Source organism: Streptomyces sp. XY006 (genome assembly GCF_002237655.1).
In the GTDB taxonomy this organism is placed as follows: Bacteria; Actinomycetota; Actinomycetes; order Streptomycetales; family Streptomycetaceae; genus Streptomyces; species Streptomyces levis.
In genome coordinates, this window is the sequence record NZ_NOKT01000014.1 from 86,243 (window position 1) to 99,747 (window position 13,505).

The window sequence follows — 13,505 nt, forward strand, 5'->3', positions numbered from 1 at the left end:
TCACCCGCGTCACCGGTGACGGACAGTCTGCGTCACCGGTGACGCACCCCAAGCGTTCTGCGTCACCCAAAACGCGCAGGTCAGACCGTATGGATGACGCACGTGACGCTGTGACGCAGAAATCCGCACCTCGGACAGACGCAGGCTCCGGGCCCCTCCTGCGCCCACACGGCCCAGAACCCACCGCAGGACACCTCACCCCACCTCGCAACGGACATGAGGAGTCACCAGCCATGGTCACCGAAGAGCCGACCGACCCGCGCGCCCTGCTCCGCGGCGGACTCCCGGACCGCTACCTGACCCCCGAAGACCTGGTCACCATGTTCAGCCTCCCCAGCGTCGAGACCGTCTACCAGTGGCGACGCAAGCGCATCGGCCCGGCCGGCTTCCGCGTCGGCCGCTACCTCCGCTTCAACCCCGCCGCCGTACAGGCGTGGGAGGCCGAACGCACCGCCCTCGACGACGCGGCCTGAGCCTGCCGCATCCGCACCACCCAACACCCCGGGGAGGGCCACACGGCGGCCCTCCCCGTCCCATGCCCGGAAGGGATTACGCCCCACATGGCAGGTCACATCCAAGACCGCTGGTTCAAGACCGAGACCAATTCCGCCGGCAAGACCGTCCGCGTCAAGACCGACCGCCACGGCACCGGCCTGCGCTACCGCGCCCGCTACATCGGCCCCGACGGAACCGAGAAGTCCAAGAGCTTCCCCGACGGCAAGAAGCGTCTCGCTGAGAAGTGGCTCAGCGCCGTTGAGACGGACATGACGCGCGGTCAGTACACCGACCCCAAGTCCATGCAGATCACGTTCCGGCAGTACGCCGAGAAGTGGTTGGACAGTAAGACACCCAGCCCGATGACCCGGAAGGAACTCGGCCGGCGCCTGCGGCTGCACGCGTACCCGGTTCTCGGCTCCCGTCCGATCGGGACCTTCCGGCCGGAGCACATCAGGGAGTTCGTGGCCGCACTGGAAGCGAAGCCAGGCATCGGCCCGTCCTACGCCCGGAACATCTTCGCCGACGTTCAGTCGGTCCTGTCTGCCGCTGTCGACGACACGCTTTTGTCGCGCAACCCGTGCGGTGCCCGGACCGTTCGGCGTCCCAAGCCTGACCTGCATCCCGTAGTCCCGTGGGTGCCCGACCAGGTATTCGCCGTTCGTGCGGCTCTTCTGGAGCGGTACCAAGCCATGGTCAACGCCGGGGCCGGATGCGGCCTGCGCCAGGGCGAGGTGTTCGGGCTCGCTGAGGACGCCATCGACACCGACGGGCGCACGCTCCACGTGGTCCGGCAGATCAAGCATGTGGAAGGACACCCGGTGTTCGCACTCCCCAAGGGCGGCAAGAAGCGGGCGGTCCCGCTGCCCGACTCCGTGGCGGAAGCCCTCCGGGCTCATATGGACGCCTACAAGCCCGTGGAGATCACGCTGCCGTGGGATGTGCCGGAGGGGCCGAAGGTGTCTGCCCGGCTGATCTTCACGGCTGAGCAAGGGGGCATGGTGTGGCGCAGCAACTTCAACGGCAAGGAGTGGAAGCCCGCACTGGCGGCCGCCGGCCTCATCCCGGAGGCGGACGACGACGGCAAGTACGTGTCGGCGCGCGAGCACGGCATGCACGCGCTACGGCACTTCTACGCATCCGCGTTGCTGGACGCGGGTGAGAACATCAAGGCCGTCAGCGAGTACATGGGGCATGCTGACCCAGGGCTCACGCTGCGGGTGTACGCCCACCTCATGCCCGACAGCCGCCAGAGGGCACGCCGCGCCATCGACACGGTGTTTCAGCGCGTCTCTCAGGAAGATCACGGCCCACAGGCGGCCCGGTGAACCACGAATGGCCCCTGACCTGCCTTTCTGTGCAGGTCAGGGGCCATCACCCCTACGGAACCCTCTGAAGTTCCTCAACTCTGCTTTGGCTCGGTCGGGGGGTGGGAATCTCCCGGTCACGCTAGAGCGAGGCGCCCACGGGGGGCCGCTTCGGGGGAAACGGAAGGAGGGTGACGCCATGTTCTTCGGCATCATCCTGGCGGTGATCGGGGTCCTGTTCGTGGGGGCGCTGGTGTCGCTCGCCCGCAGGGGCGGTTCCCGCCGTCCCGCGGGAACGACGCGGAACCGGGCGCGGACGTCCAGCAGGTCGTCCAGCGACAGCGGCAGCACGAGCTGGTGGGCGGGCGGGGGCGACTCCGGCTCGTCCGGCGGCGACAGCCACCACGGGGGAAGCTCCTGCGGCGGAGGCTCGTCCTGCGGAGGCGGGTCGTCCTGCGGCGGGGGCGGTGGCTGCGGCGGCGGGGGCAGCTGACCCCGGTCGGCCGCTCACCCGACGGGGAAGCCGCAACCACCGCGCGCGGGGTCCGCACCTGGGGCGGGCCCCGCGCTCCGCTGTCCGGGGTTCCCGTACGGAGGATCCGTCGCACGGCTGTCGGGCGGAATCGCGTGCGCTCGGGCACGTTCGCATGCCTGTAGGACAAGACAGCCCGGGCGGGGCCGGGTTCCGTCGCCCGGCGCGCAACTGGCGCCTTCAACAGGTGACTTCCGCGGCCGGCCGCGTGCTGCCGCGACGGTCCGGGCCGGTGCCGGGCGCGGGGCGGGGCGCACCGGCGCACGCCTCCCCGGCACCGGCGCACGCCGTAGTTGAACAGTTGAGCTGTGGAGCCCTCTGAGGGATGGAAACCCTACGAACTTGGGTAAAAACGCTGTGGCGGCACCACGGTTCATGATTCCCTCTCCCTTACCAACGCAGCCTCTCGGACGTCTGGCGGACACCTCCCCGAAACCGGCCGACCGGGCTGACCCGGGCCGAATCACCCGGTGCGACCGGGGCGCGGCGGACCCACCTCCCTCTCCTTGTGTGCTTGCGGAGCCGATCCATGCTCACGACCCTGAACACCTCCTACACCGATACGCGCGCGGCCGACCTCGCCTGGGCCCTGGGGCGCGAGCCGCTTCCCGCTCTGGCCACCCTCGACCTCGAACTGACGGGCACCCGACTGCAGTTGCGCCTCCTCGGCGCGTCCCACCAGGTGCTGCTGGAGGAGGAGGGAGGCATCCGCTCCGAGACGGTGGCGTGCATCCCGGGCAGCAGCACACCGCTCCCGCTCGGCGTCGCCAAGCGGGTGGACGACTGGGAGTACGAGTTCGCGGCGCGGGTCGAAGTCCTCTCGCCGGGCTCCTTCGCGGGCCGCGCCCAGGAGTTGCTGGCCCTGGTCTCCGACCATCCGCACGGTCTCGCCGGCGTCTTCCCCGGCAGCCCGCACGCCTTCACGGCCCTGCTCGCCCAGCACCACGAGGGACAGGTGCACTGGCGGACCTGGCACGCGTACCCGCAGGACGGGCAGTTGGTGGCGACCCGGACGAGGGTGGGCGTGCGCGTCCCGGCGACGGCCTCCGCCAACTGAACCGCCCTCGAAGTGAGCGGTTCCGGTGCCCGACCCGATCTCGTACCGGCATCGGCCACCCGTAAACCGGCACCACACGTGTGGGTGACGAACCGCGGTCGAGGCGTGACGTAACGTCGCAGCGTGATCGAGCCGCACGCGCCCGCCAAGCCCGGTTCCCCGCCGCACCGGAGCGCCCGGGGCGGCCCCGGTGGCCCGGCGCTCCTGCCCGTCCGGCCCGGCACCGGACGGTTCCTCGTCCTCGCGGGCGTGTTCGTCTGCGCGGCCTGCGGACTCGTGTACGAGCTGGAACTCGTCGCGCTCGCCGCGTACTTGATGGGCGACTCGGTCACCCAGACATCCGTCGTGCTGTCCGTCATGGTCTTCGCGATGGGCCTCGGCTCCCTCGCCGCGAAGCGGCTGCGTCCCCGCGCCGCGGCCGGCTTCGGTGCCGTCGAGGCCGCCCTCGCCCTGGTCGGCGGGTGCAGCGCGATGGCCCTGTACGCCGTCTTCGCCTGGACCGGCGACTGGGGCGGCCTGTGGGCCGACGGACCGCGCTGCGTGCTGGTCGCCTTCTCCCTCGCCACCGGGCTGCTCATCGGGGCCGAGGTCCCGCTGCTGATGGAGCTGATCCAGCGCGTCCGCCGCCAGGACGCCGGCGGCGCGGTGGCCGACCTGTTCGCCGCGGACTACGTGGGCGCGCTGGTCGGCGGACTCGCCTTCCCGTTCCTGCTGCTGCCGTTCTTCGGGCAGTTGACGGGCGCGCTGCTCACCGGCGCGGTCAACGCGGTCGTCGGCGGTGCGCTGGTGCTCGGGCTGTTCCGCCGCGATCTGAGCCGCCGGGCGCGGTGGCTGCTGCTGCTCGGCAACGCGCTCGTGCTGGCGGTCCTCGCCTCGGCCGCCGTCCTCGTCGACGACTTCGAACGGGCCGCGCGGCACGCCGTGTACGGCGGGGATGTCCGCGTGGCGCTGCAGAGCGGGGTGCAGGAGGTCATACTCAAGGGAGGGACGCAGGGCCGGCCCCTGGACCTGTTCCTGGACGGGCGTCTGCGGGTCAGCGGGCGGGACGAACGGCGCTATCACGAAGCCCTGGTCCACCCCGCGATGGCCGGGCCCCACGCGCGCGTGCTGATCCTCGGCGGCGGGGACGGACTGGCGGCCCGCGAGGTGCTGCGCCATCCCGGCGTGGACCGGGTCGACGTCGTCGAGCTCGACGCGGAGGTCGTCCGGCTGGCCCGCACCGACCCGGGCCTGTCCGCGCTGAACCGGCACGCCTTCGGCGACCCGCGCGTGCACGTGACGATCGGCGACGCCTTCGGCCGGATGCGCGGCGCGCCCCCGGCGGCGTACGACGTGGTCGTGTCGGATCTGCCCGACCCGGGCATCACGGCCAGCACGAAGCTGTACTCGCAGGAGTTCTACGGCCTGGCGCGGCGCGTGCTGTCCCCGGGCGGCCGGGTCGTGGTGCACGCCGGGCCGGTGGAGTCCAGCCCGCGCGTGTACTGGACCGTGGAGTCGACCCTGCGCGCGGCCGGCTTCGACACCGCCCCCTACCGGGCCGGCGGGCGGTACGCCGGATTCGCCGTCGGGCCCGACCGTACGCCCGCGGATCGCGCCCGCGCGCCCCGGGACTGGGGTTTCGTCCTGGCCGCCGGCACACGGCCCCGGCCACGACTCGACCCGGACGGGCCACGCCCCCTCGTCCTCACGGACGCGTCCCTCGCGGCGGGCGAACGAGCGGCACGCGAGACGCGGATCGCCGGCCTGCCGGCGTCGACGCTGGTGCATCCCCGGTATTGACCGCCGCGTTCCCGCGGGGCTGACCGCCGCGTTGCCGCGGGGCTGACCGCCGCGTCCTGGGGGACTGGCTGCCGCGTCCCGCGGGCGCGGCGCGTCCGGCAGGTCGGGGTGGGCTTCGGCGGGCACCGGAGCGTACGCCTCGTGGGGATGGATCAGGGGTTAATTCATCAGGCGCGGGTGCGAGGCGGCCGTGGCTGGGTAGAGTCCGTCGACATGGAGCACGAGGTGTTCGTTCCGGTTCCGGCCGAGCGGCTCAGGGAGGTGCTGGACGACCCCGCGCGGGTCGCCCGGGCGGTGCCCGGGCTCCAGCAGGACGCCGGCGCCGAGCCGGTCGCCGGGCGGCTGAAGATCCGGGTCGGCAGCCACTCCGTCACCTACCGGGGAGCCGTACGGGTCTCCCGGCGGGGCACCGACACGTACGGCGTCGAAGGGTCGGCGCAGGAGTCGCGCGGCAGCGGCTCGGTCACGCTCGCGCTGCGGATCGCGCTGCGGGAGGCGGAGGACGGCTGCACCGTGCTGTTCGACGCCACGGCCACGGCCGACGGCCGCATCAGGGACCTGCCGGCGGACGCGGTGGAGGGCGCGGTCACCCGGCTGCTGAACCGTTTCGCGGAGCACCTCGCACAGGCGGCACCGGAGACGGCCACGCCGCCCGCACCGGAGACGGCCACGCCCCCCGGCCCGCAGGATGCCGAGCCCCGGGTCACCACGGACCACGAGACGACACCCGACGCCGACGATCCGCCGCCGCCACCGCCGGCGGACGGCGGGGCGGGCGGCAGCGGTGAGGAGAAGGGCGCCGGCCGGGCACCCCGCCCCGAGCCGGGCCTGACCGAAGGACCCCGCCCCGGCGCCGGGATTCCGCCCTCCCCGCTCGACCCCGGGAACGAGCGCGACGAGGGCCACGGCATCGAGGACGACGAGGACGACGAGGACGTCGCCGAGGCGGCCCACGCGCGACGGACCATGATCGGCCGCAGCGCCGAGGAGGTCGACCACGCCCCGCCCCGCGGCCGCTACGCCCCCGTGCCCGCACCCCAGACCGTCACACCCCCGGCCCCGCTGCGCTGGGCCGCTCCCGCCGCCGCCCTCGCCGTGGCCTCGGCGATCGTCGCGGTCCGGGCCCTGCGCCGGCGCCGCTGAGCCGCCCGGCCGCGGCCCCGGAGGAAGCGAGCCACCGAGGGCCCTCTTGATCACCCCAGTAGGGTCGTCCCGTGAGCGACGAAGACATCACGCTGACCGCGGGTGACGCGGAGGTGACCGTGCAGCCGGGCAACGGCGGCCGGGTCGGAGGGCTGCGGATCGGCGGCGTGGAGCTGCTCCGGCAGGGCGAGCGGTTCGGCTGCTTCCCGATGGTGCCCTGGTGCGGACGGATCCGGGACGGCCGGTTCCTGGACGGCGCCGTCGTGCGGCAGATGCCGCTGAACGCCCCGCCCCACGCCATCCACGGCACCGTACGCGACCACGCCTGGCGCACCGCCCGCACGAGCGCGGACGAGGCCGTGCTCACCTACGAGCTGGTCGAACCCTGGCCCCACCACGGCCGCGTCACCCAGATCGTCGCCCTCACCGAGGACAGCCTGACGCTGACCATGTCCGTGGAGACGTACGAGTCGTCCTTCCCGGCGCAGATCGGCTGGCACCCCTGGTTCAACCGCAACCTCGGCGGCGAGGACGTGACCCTCGCCTTCGACCCCGCCTGGCAGGAGGAGCGCGGCGACGACCACCTGCCCACCGGCAACCGCCTCGACCCCAAGCCCGGCCCCTGGGACGACTGCTTCGGCATGCCCGGCGGCGTCGACGTGACCCTCACCTGGCCGGGGCAGCTGGAGCTGAAGGTGACCAGCCGGGAGGAGTGGGTGGTCGTCTACGACGAGCAGCGCGAGGCCGTGTGCGTGGAGCCGCAGACCGGCCCGCCCAACGGCCTCAACACCCTGCCGCGCCTGGTCACGCCCCTGGAGCCGCTGGAGGCCGCCACCACCTGGAGCTGGCGCCGCCTCTAAGCTGGGCGCCATGACGGACACGCGCGGCGCGCTGCTGCAGCAGATCAAGGACAAGGCCGTGGTGCACGGCAAGGTGACCCTGTCGTCGGGTCTGGAGGCCGACTACTACGTCGACCTCAGGCGCATCACCCTCGACGGGGAGGCCGCCCCGCTGGTCGGGCAGGTGCTGCTGGACCTGACCGCCGACCTGGAGTTCGACGCCGTCGGCGGCCTCACCATGGGCGCCGACCCGGTCGCCGCCGCGATGCTGCACGCGGCCGCCGCGCGCGGCAAGCGCCTGGACGCGTTCGTCGTGCGCAAGGCCGCCAAGGCGCACGGGCTGCAGCGCCGCGTGGAGGGCCCGGACATCGCCGGCCGCCGCGTGCTGGTCGTCGAGGACACCTCCACCACCGGCGGTTCCCCGCTCACCGCCGTCGAGGCCGTGCGCGAGGCCGGGGCCGAGGTCGTCGCCGTCGCGACCATCGTCGACCGGGCGACCGGCGCCGACGAGAAGATCCGGGAGGGCGCCGGGGTGCCGTACCTGTTCGCCTTCTCCAAGGACGAGCTGGGCCTCGACTGACCGCGGAGTGACCAGGGCGTGGACGGTGGCCTGGACCTTCCGGCCAAGTCTGGAAAGATGGGGCCGACGATGACGTCGCACCCCAAGGTCTAGGTCAGGGCCGTTAGACACAGCAGTACGTCAACCCGCAGATACAAGGAGCGGACGCATGCCCATCGCAACTCCCGAGGTCTACAACGAGATGCTGGACCGGGCGAAGGCAGGAAAGTTCGCCTACCCGGCCATCAACGTGACCTCCACCCAGACCCTGCACGCGGCCCTGCGCGGTTTCGCTGAGGCGGAGAGCGACGGCATCGTCCAGATCTCCACGGGTGGCGCCGAGTTCCTGGGCGGTCAGTACAACAAGGACATGGTGACCGGCGCGGTCGCCCTGGCCGAGTTCGCGCACATCGTCGCCGAGAAGTACCCGGTGAACATCGCGCTGCACACGGACCACTGCCCGAAGGACAAGCTCGACGGGTACGTACGCCCGCTGCTGGCCCTGTCCAAGAAGCGCGTCGACGCCGGGCTCTCCCCGCTGTTCCAGTCGCACATGTGGGACGGCTCCGCCGAGACCCTCGCCGACAACCTCTCGATCGCGCAGGAGCTGCTGGAGCAGGCCCGCGCCGCGAAGATCATCCTCGAGGTGGAGATCACCCCGACCGGCGGCGAGGAGGACGGCGTCTCCCACGAGATCAACGACTCCCTGTACACCACGGTCGACGACGCGATCCGCACCGCCGAGGCCCTCGGCCTGGGCGAGAAGGGCCGCTACCTGCTCGCCGCGTCCTTCGGCAACGTGCACGGCGTGTACAAGCCGGGCAACGTCGTGCTCCGCCCCGAGCTGCTGAAGGAGCTGAACGAGGGCGTCGCCGCCAAGTTCGGCAAGGCCTCCCCGTTCGACTTCGTCTTCCACGGCGGCTCCGGCTCCACGGAGGAGGAGATCCGCACCGCGCTGGAGAACGGCGTCGTGAAGATGAACATCGACACGGACACCCAGTACGCGTTCACGCGCCCCGTCGCGGACCACATGTTCCGCAACTACGACGGTGTCCTGAAGGTCGACGGCGAGGTCGGCAACAAGAAGACCTACGACCCGCGCACCTGGGGCAAGCTCGCCGAGGCCTCCATGGCCGCGCGCGTCGTCGAGGCCTGCGGTCACCTGCGCTCGACCGGCACGAAGATCAAGTAAGTCCCGGTCAGCCGGGGGTTCGGTCCGGTCCGGCCCGGGTTCTCCCCGGCTCGCGCCCGGTCCGCGTCGGGTTCGCCCCGGTTCGCTCGTGTGGAGCCCGGCACCTGCTCAGGTGCCGGGCTCTTCCGTATGCTCCCTGCATGCCCGACGTCCGGCTGGCCTCACCGCAGGGCAAGTGGATCCTGCTGACCACCGTCCTCGGCTCCTCCATGGCGCTGCTGGACTCGACCGTCGTCAACGTCGCCCTGCCGCGCATCGGCCGTGACCTCGACGCGGACATGGCCGCCCTGCAGTGGACCGTCAACGCGTACATGGTCACGCTGGCCGGGCTGATCCTGCTGGGCGGTGCGCTCGGGGACCGGTTCGGGCGGCGGAAGGTCTTCGTCGTCGGGGTGGTGTGGTTCGCGGTGGCGTCCCTGCTGTGCGGGGTCGCGCCGAACGCGGAGGTGCTCATCGCCGCGCGCGCCCTGCAAGGGGTGGGCGGTGCGCTGCTCACGCCCGGGTCGCTGGCGCTGATCCAGGCCTCCTTCCATCCCGACGACCGGGGGCGGGCCGTGGGCCTGTGGTCCGGCTTCGGCGGGATCGGGGCGGCGGTCGGGCCGTTCGTCGGGGGCTGGCTGGTGGACGGGCCGGGATGGCGGTGGGTGTTCCTGCTGAACGTGCCGCTCGCGGCGCTGTGCGTGCCGGTCGCGCTGCGGCACGTGCCCGAGTCCGGGGACGGCAGGGCGCACGGGCGGTTCGACGTGCTCGGGGCGGTGCTGGGCGCGGTGGCGCTGGCGCTGGTGACGTACGGGCTGATCGAGGCCGGGCAGGACGGTGCGGTGGCGGCGGTGTCGGCTCTGGCCGGGGTGGCCGCGGCCGTCGCCTTCGTGGCCGTCGAGCGGCGCCGGGCCGAGCCCATGATGCCGCTCGACATCTTCGCGTCCCGGCAGTTCACGGCCGTCAACCTCGTCACGCTGTGCGTGTACGCCGCCCTCGGCGGGTTCTTCTTCCTCGCGGCGCTGCAGTTGCAGGTGGTCGTGGGCTACTCGGCCCTCGCGGCCGGTACGGCGCTGCTGCCCACGACCGTGCTGATGCTGCTGCTGTCCGCGCGCTCCGGGGAACTGGCCGACCGGATCGGGCCGCGGCTGCCGCTGACGGTGGGACCGCTGCTGTGCGCGGCCGGGATGCTGCTGATGCTGCGGGTCGGGCCGGGCGCGTCGTACCCGGGCGACGTGCTGCCGGCGCTGCTGGTGCTCGGGCTGGGCATGGTGACCCTGGTGGCGCCGCTGACCGCGACGGTGCTGGGCTCCGTCGACGTGGCCCGGGCCGGGCTGGCCAGCGGCATCAACAACGCGGCGGCCCGGGCGGCCGGGCTGGTGGCGGTGGCGGCGTTGCCGCTGCTGGCGGGGATGGGCGAGGAGGCGTACCGGGAGCCGGCGGCCTTCGACGCGGCGTTCGGCCGGGCCATGGTGTGGTGCGCGGGGGCACTGGTCGCGGGGGCGCTGGTGGCGGCCGCGGTGGTGCGCAGGCCGCCGCCGGGCTGCAAGCGCCCGGAGTGCCTGCGCCACGCCGGCGTCACGTCCCCACCGCTGGAGGGCGAGCCGGCCCGCAAGCGTCTGGCGTAGCACCGGCTGGCCGGGTCCTGCTGCGGTTCGGTGGCGCGGCTGGGTTCCGCTGCGGTTCGGTGGCGCTGCCGGGTTCCTCCGCGGTTCGGCGGCCCGGCCGGGTTCCACTGCGGAGGCCCGCCCGGATCCCGCGCGGCCCGGCAGCACGGCCGGTTACCCCCGCGGCCCCGGCCACCCGGCGGCGGGTGCCCCCGCGGCCCCGGGGGCGTAGGTACCCGGGGCGGGGCCGCTGTCGTCGGTATGGCGCAGACTTGGGGCATGTCCATTCACGAGAACCTTCTCGGGGGTCCGCCCCCGACTCACCTCCCCGACGACCCCGGCCCCCGGGACATGCTCGCGTCGGGCGCGGCGCCCGTCGACGTCGCCGCCGCGCACCCCACCTCCTCGCTCGCCTGGGCGCAGCTCGCCGACGACGCGTTCGAGCGTGGCGCGGCCGTGGAGTCCTACGCCTACGCCCGTACGGGCTACCACCGCGGCCTGGACGCGCTGCGCCGCAACGGCTGGAAGGGCCACGGCCCGGTGCCGTGGGAGCACGAGCCGAACCGCGGCTTCCTGCGGGCCCTGCACGCCCTCGCCCGCGCCGCGCAGGCGATCGGCGAGCAGGAGGAGTACGAGCGCTGCTCCCAGTTCCTGAAGGACTCCTCGCCGACGGCGGCGCAGGTCCTCGGCTGACGCGTCCGCGCACGTGAGGCCCGTCCCGTCCGGCGGCGGGCCTTGCGGTCGGGGAAGCGAGACCGCAGGATGCGGATGGGGACCGGGGCCCCCGTGCCGGCATCGGCAGGGGCGGACCGCTACCCGGAGTTATCTGCAGGAGACAGCGATGTCCCACGAGGCTCACGAGCCCGAGACCCCGCATCTCGATTTCCACGGCACGACGCCGTACGAGGACTACGTCAAGGCGGACGTGCTCACGCACCTCCAGCACACCCTCTCCGACGACCCCGGAGAGATGGTCTTCCTGGTGACGACCCAGGTGATGGAACTGTGGTTCACCGTCATCGTCCACGAGTGGGAGACGGCGGCACACGCGCTGCGGGGCGACGACGTCCCCACCGCCATCGCCGCGCTGAAGAGGTCCGTACGGGAACTGGAGGCGCTCAACGCCTCCTGGAAGCCGCTCGCCCAGCTCACGCCGGCCCAGTTCAACTCGTACCGCAGCGCCCTCGGCGAGGGCTCCGGCTTCCAGTCGGCGATGTACCGGCGGATGGAGTTCCTGCTCGGCGACAAGTCCGCGTCGATGCTCGTCCCGCACCGGGGCGCCCCGCGCGTGCACGCCGAGCTGGAGAAGGCGCTGCACGAGCCGAGCCTGTACGACGAGGTCGTGCGGCTGCTCGCGCGGCGCGGGTACGACATCCCCGAGTCCGTGCTGCGGCGCGACGTCGCGCAGCGCTACGAGCCCTCGCCGGAGGTGGAGGCGGCCTGGACGGCCGTGTACTCGGGCGACGAGCAGGACGAGGTCGCCCGCCTCGGCGAGGCGCTGAGCGATGTCGCCGAGCTGGTGTGGCGCTGGCGCAACGACCACCTCGTCGCCACCCGCCGCGCGATGGGCGCCAAGACCGGCACGGGCGGCTCCGCCGGGGTGGCCTGGCTGGAGAAGCGCGCGCGGAAGAACGTGTTCCCCGAGCTGTGGACGGCGCGGTCGTATGTCTGAGCTGAGCATGCGCGCGGAGAAGCTGGACTCCGTCGACGAACTGGCCGGAAAGCGGGCGGAGTTCGTCACCGACGACGTCGTCTACCTCGACGGCAACTCCCTCGGCGCGCTCCCGGCCGTCGTCCCCGGGCGGGTGGCGGACGTCGTCCGCCGCCAGTGGGGCGAGCTGCGCATCCGGTCGTGGGAGGAGAGCGGCTGGTGGACGGCGCCCGAGCGGATCGGCGACCGGATCGCCCCGCTGGTCGGGGCCGCGCCCGGGCAGATCGTGGTCGGGGACTCCACGAGCGTCAACGTCTTCAAGGCACTCGTGGGCGCGGTGCGGATGGCCGGTGAGGGGCGGGACGAGATCGTCGTCGACGCCACGACCTTCCCGACCGACGGGTACATCGCCGAGTCCGCCGCCCGGATGACCGGCTGCACGCTGCGGCCCGTGGCCCCGGCCGACGTGCCGGACGCGCTGGGCCGCCGTACCGCCGCCGTGCTGCTCAACCACGTGGACTACCGCACCGGCCGGCTGCACGACCTGCCCGGACTGACGGACGCGGTGCACGCGGCGGGCGCGTACGTCGTCTGGGACCTGTGCCACAGCGCGGGCGCGCTGCCGGTGGGGCTGGACGCGCACGGGGTGGACCTGGCGGTCGGCTGCACGTACAAGTACCTCAACGGCGGCCCCGGTTCGCCGGCGTACCTGTACGTGCGGCGGGAGCTGCAGGACCGCTTCGACTCCCCGCTGCCGGGCTGGAACTCCCACGCCGAGCCCTTCGGTATGCGCACCGGCTACGAACCCGCCGCCGGGGCCGTGCGCGGCCGGGTCGGCACGCCGGACATCCTCTCCATGCTCGCCCTGGAGGCGGCCCTGGAGGTGTGGGACGGGGTGTCGGTGGAGGCCGTGCGGGCCAAGTCCCTCGCCCTGACGGACTTCTTCCTGGAGTGCGTGGCGGCATACGTGCCCGAGGGCCGGGTGGAGTGTCTGACGCCGGTGGCGCACGCGGAGCGGGGCAGCCAGATCGCGCTGCGCTGCGCCGACGCCGGTGACGTGATGAAGCGGCTGATCGAGCAGGGCGTCGTCGGCGACTTCCGGGCACCGGACGTGCTGCGTTTCGGCTTCACGCCGCTGTACGTGGGCTTCGCCGACGTGGAGCGGGCCGCGCGGGTGCTGGCGGGGACGCTGAGCTGAGCGGGGATGTCGGGCGGGGCCGGGACGTTGGGCTGGGCCGGGACGTTGGGCTGGGCCGGGATGTCGGGCTGGGCCGGGACGCTGGGCTGAGCCGGGACGCTGGACTGCCGTGATGTCGGGCTGAGCCGCGGTGGGCCGGGAACGCCCGGGCGCCTCGGGCGTTCCCG

General features: G+C 73.1%; 13 protein-coding genes. All 13 read left to right on the forward strand.

The annotated features are described in order from the left end of the window. The first annotated feature begins 233 nt into the window (after positions 1 to 233). The 13 genes from CHR28_RS17945 to kynU all read left to right on the forward strand — a co-directional run bounded on the left by CHR28_RS17945 (position 234) and on the right by kynU (position 13,338). Positions 234 to 473 carry a helix-turn-helix transcriptional regulator gene (locus tag CHR28_RS17945; protein ID WP_094054652.1) on the forward strand — a complete coding sequence of 80 codons (240 nt, stop codon included), beginning with the start codon at positions 234 to 236 and terminating at the stop codon, positions 471 to 473. 87 nt (positions 474 to 560) lie between these two features. After that, entirely contained in the window at positions 561 to 1,823 is a 1,263-nt protein-coding gene (locus tag CHR28_RS17950) for a tyrosine-type recombinase/integrase (protein WP_094054653.1), read from the forward strand. A gap of 178 nt (positions 1,824 to 2,001) precedes the next feature. Continuing rightward, positions 2,002 to 2,295, forward strand: coding sequence for a hypothetical protein (locus CHR28_RS17955; RefSeq protein ID WP_094054654.1), 294 nt, complete (start codon positions 2,002 to 2,004; stop codon positions 2,293 to 2,295). Positions 2,296 to 2,863: 568 nt separating this feature from the next. Further along, positions 2,864 to 3,391, forward strand: coding sequence for a DUF2617 family protein (locus tag CHR28_RS17960; RefSeq protein WP_179272478.1), 528 nt, complete (start codon positions 2,864 to 2,866; stop codon positions 3,389 to 3,391). A 123-nt stretch (positions 3,392 to 3,514) separates the two neighbouring features. Further along, complete coding sequence (locus CHR28_RS17965; protein WP_094054656.1) at positions 3,515 to 5,170, forward strand: polyamine aminopropyltransferase; 1,656 nt, start codon at positions 3,515 to 3,517, stop codon at positions 5,168 to 5,170. A 213-nt stretch (positions 5,171 to 5,383) separates the two neighbouring features. Then, a complete protein-coding gene (locus CHR28_RS17970; protein WP_094054657.1) occupies positions 5,384 to 6,313 on the forward strand; it encodes an SRPBCC domain-containing protein in 930 nt (309 codons plus the stop codon). Between the two features lie 71 nt (positions 6,314 to 6,384). Next, positions 6,385 to 7,173 carry an aldose epimerase family protein gene (locus tag CHR28_RS17975; RefSeq protein ID WP_094054658.1) on the forward strand — a complete coding sequence of 263 codons (789 nt, stop codon included), beginning with the start codon at positions 6,385 to 6,387 and terminating at the stop codon, positions 7,171 to 7,173. Positions 7,174 to 7,183: 10 nt separating this feature from the next. Continuing rightward, the gene (pyrE, locus tag CHR28_RS17980; protein WP_094054659.1) at positions 7,184 to 7,732 is read left to right on the forward strand and encodes an orotate phosphoribosyltransferase; all 549 of its coding nucleotides are present in this window, start codon (positions 7,184 to 7,186) and stop codon (positions 7,730 to 7,732) included. Between the two features lie 148 nt (positions 7,733 to 7,880). After that, positions 7,881 to 8,903, forward strand: a complete 1,023-nt coding sequence (gene fbaA / locus CHR28_RS17985; protein WP_094054660.1) for a class II fructose-bisphosphate aldolase — start codon at positions 7,881 to 7,883, stop codon at positions 8,901 to 8,903. A 140-nt stretch (positions 8,904 to 9,043) separates the two neighbouring features. Beyond that, the gene (locus CHR28_RS17990) at positions 9,044 to 10,510 is read left to right on the forward strand and encodes an MFS transporter (protein ID WP_094054661.1); all 1,467 of its coding nucleotides are present in this window, start codon (positions 9,044 to 9,046) and stop codon (positions 10,508 to 10,510) included. 258 nt (positions 10,511 to 10,768) lie between these two features. Next, positions 10,769 to 11,182 (forward strand): DUF3151 domain-containing protein, encoded by a 414-nt coding sequence (locus CHR28_RS17995; protein ID WP_094054662.1) that lies wholly within the window; start codon positions 10,769 to 10,771, stop codon positions 11,180 to 11,182. A gap of 148 nt (positions 11,183 to 11,330) precedes the next feature. Next, the gene (locus tag CHR28_RS18000; protein WP_094054663.1) at positions 11,331 to 12,161 is read left to right on the forward strand and encodes a tryptophan 2,3-dioxygenase family protein; all 831 of its coding nucleotides are present in this window, start codon (positions 11,331 to 11,333) and stop codon (positions 12,159 to 12,161) included. Continuing rightward, positions 12,154 to 13,338 (forward strand): kynureninase, encoded by a 1,185-nt coding sequence (kynU, locus tag CHR28_RS18005; RefSeq protein ID WP_094054664.1) that lies wholly within the window; start codon positions 12,154 to 12,156, stop codon positions 13,336 to 13,338. Before CHR28_RS18000 ends, kynU begins: the two co-directional genes overlap by 8 nt. The last annotated feature ends 167 nt before the right edge of the window (positions 13,339 to 13,505 follow it).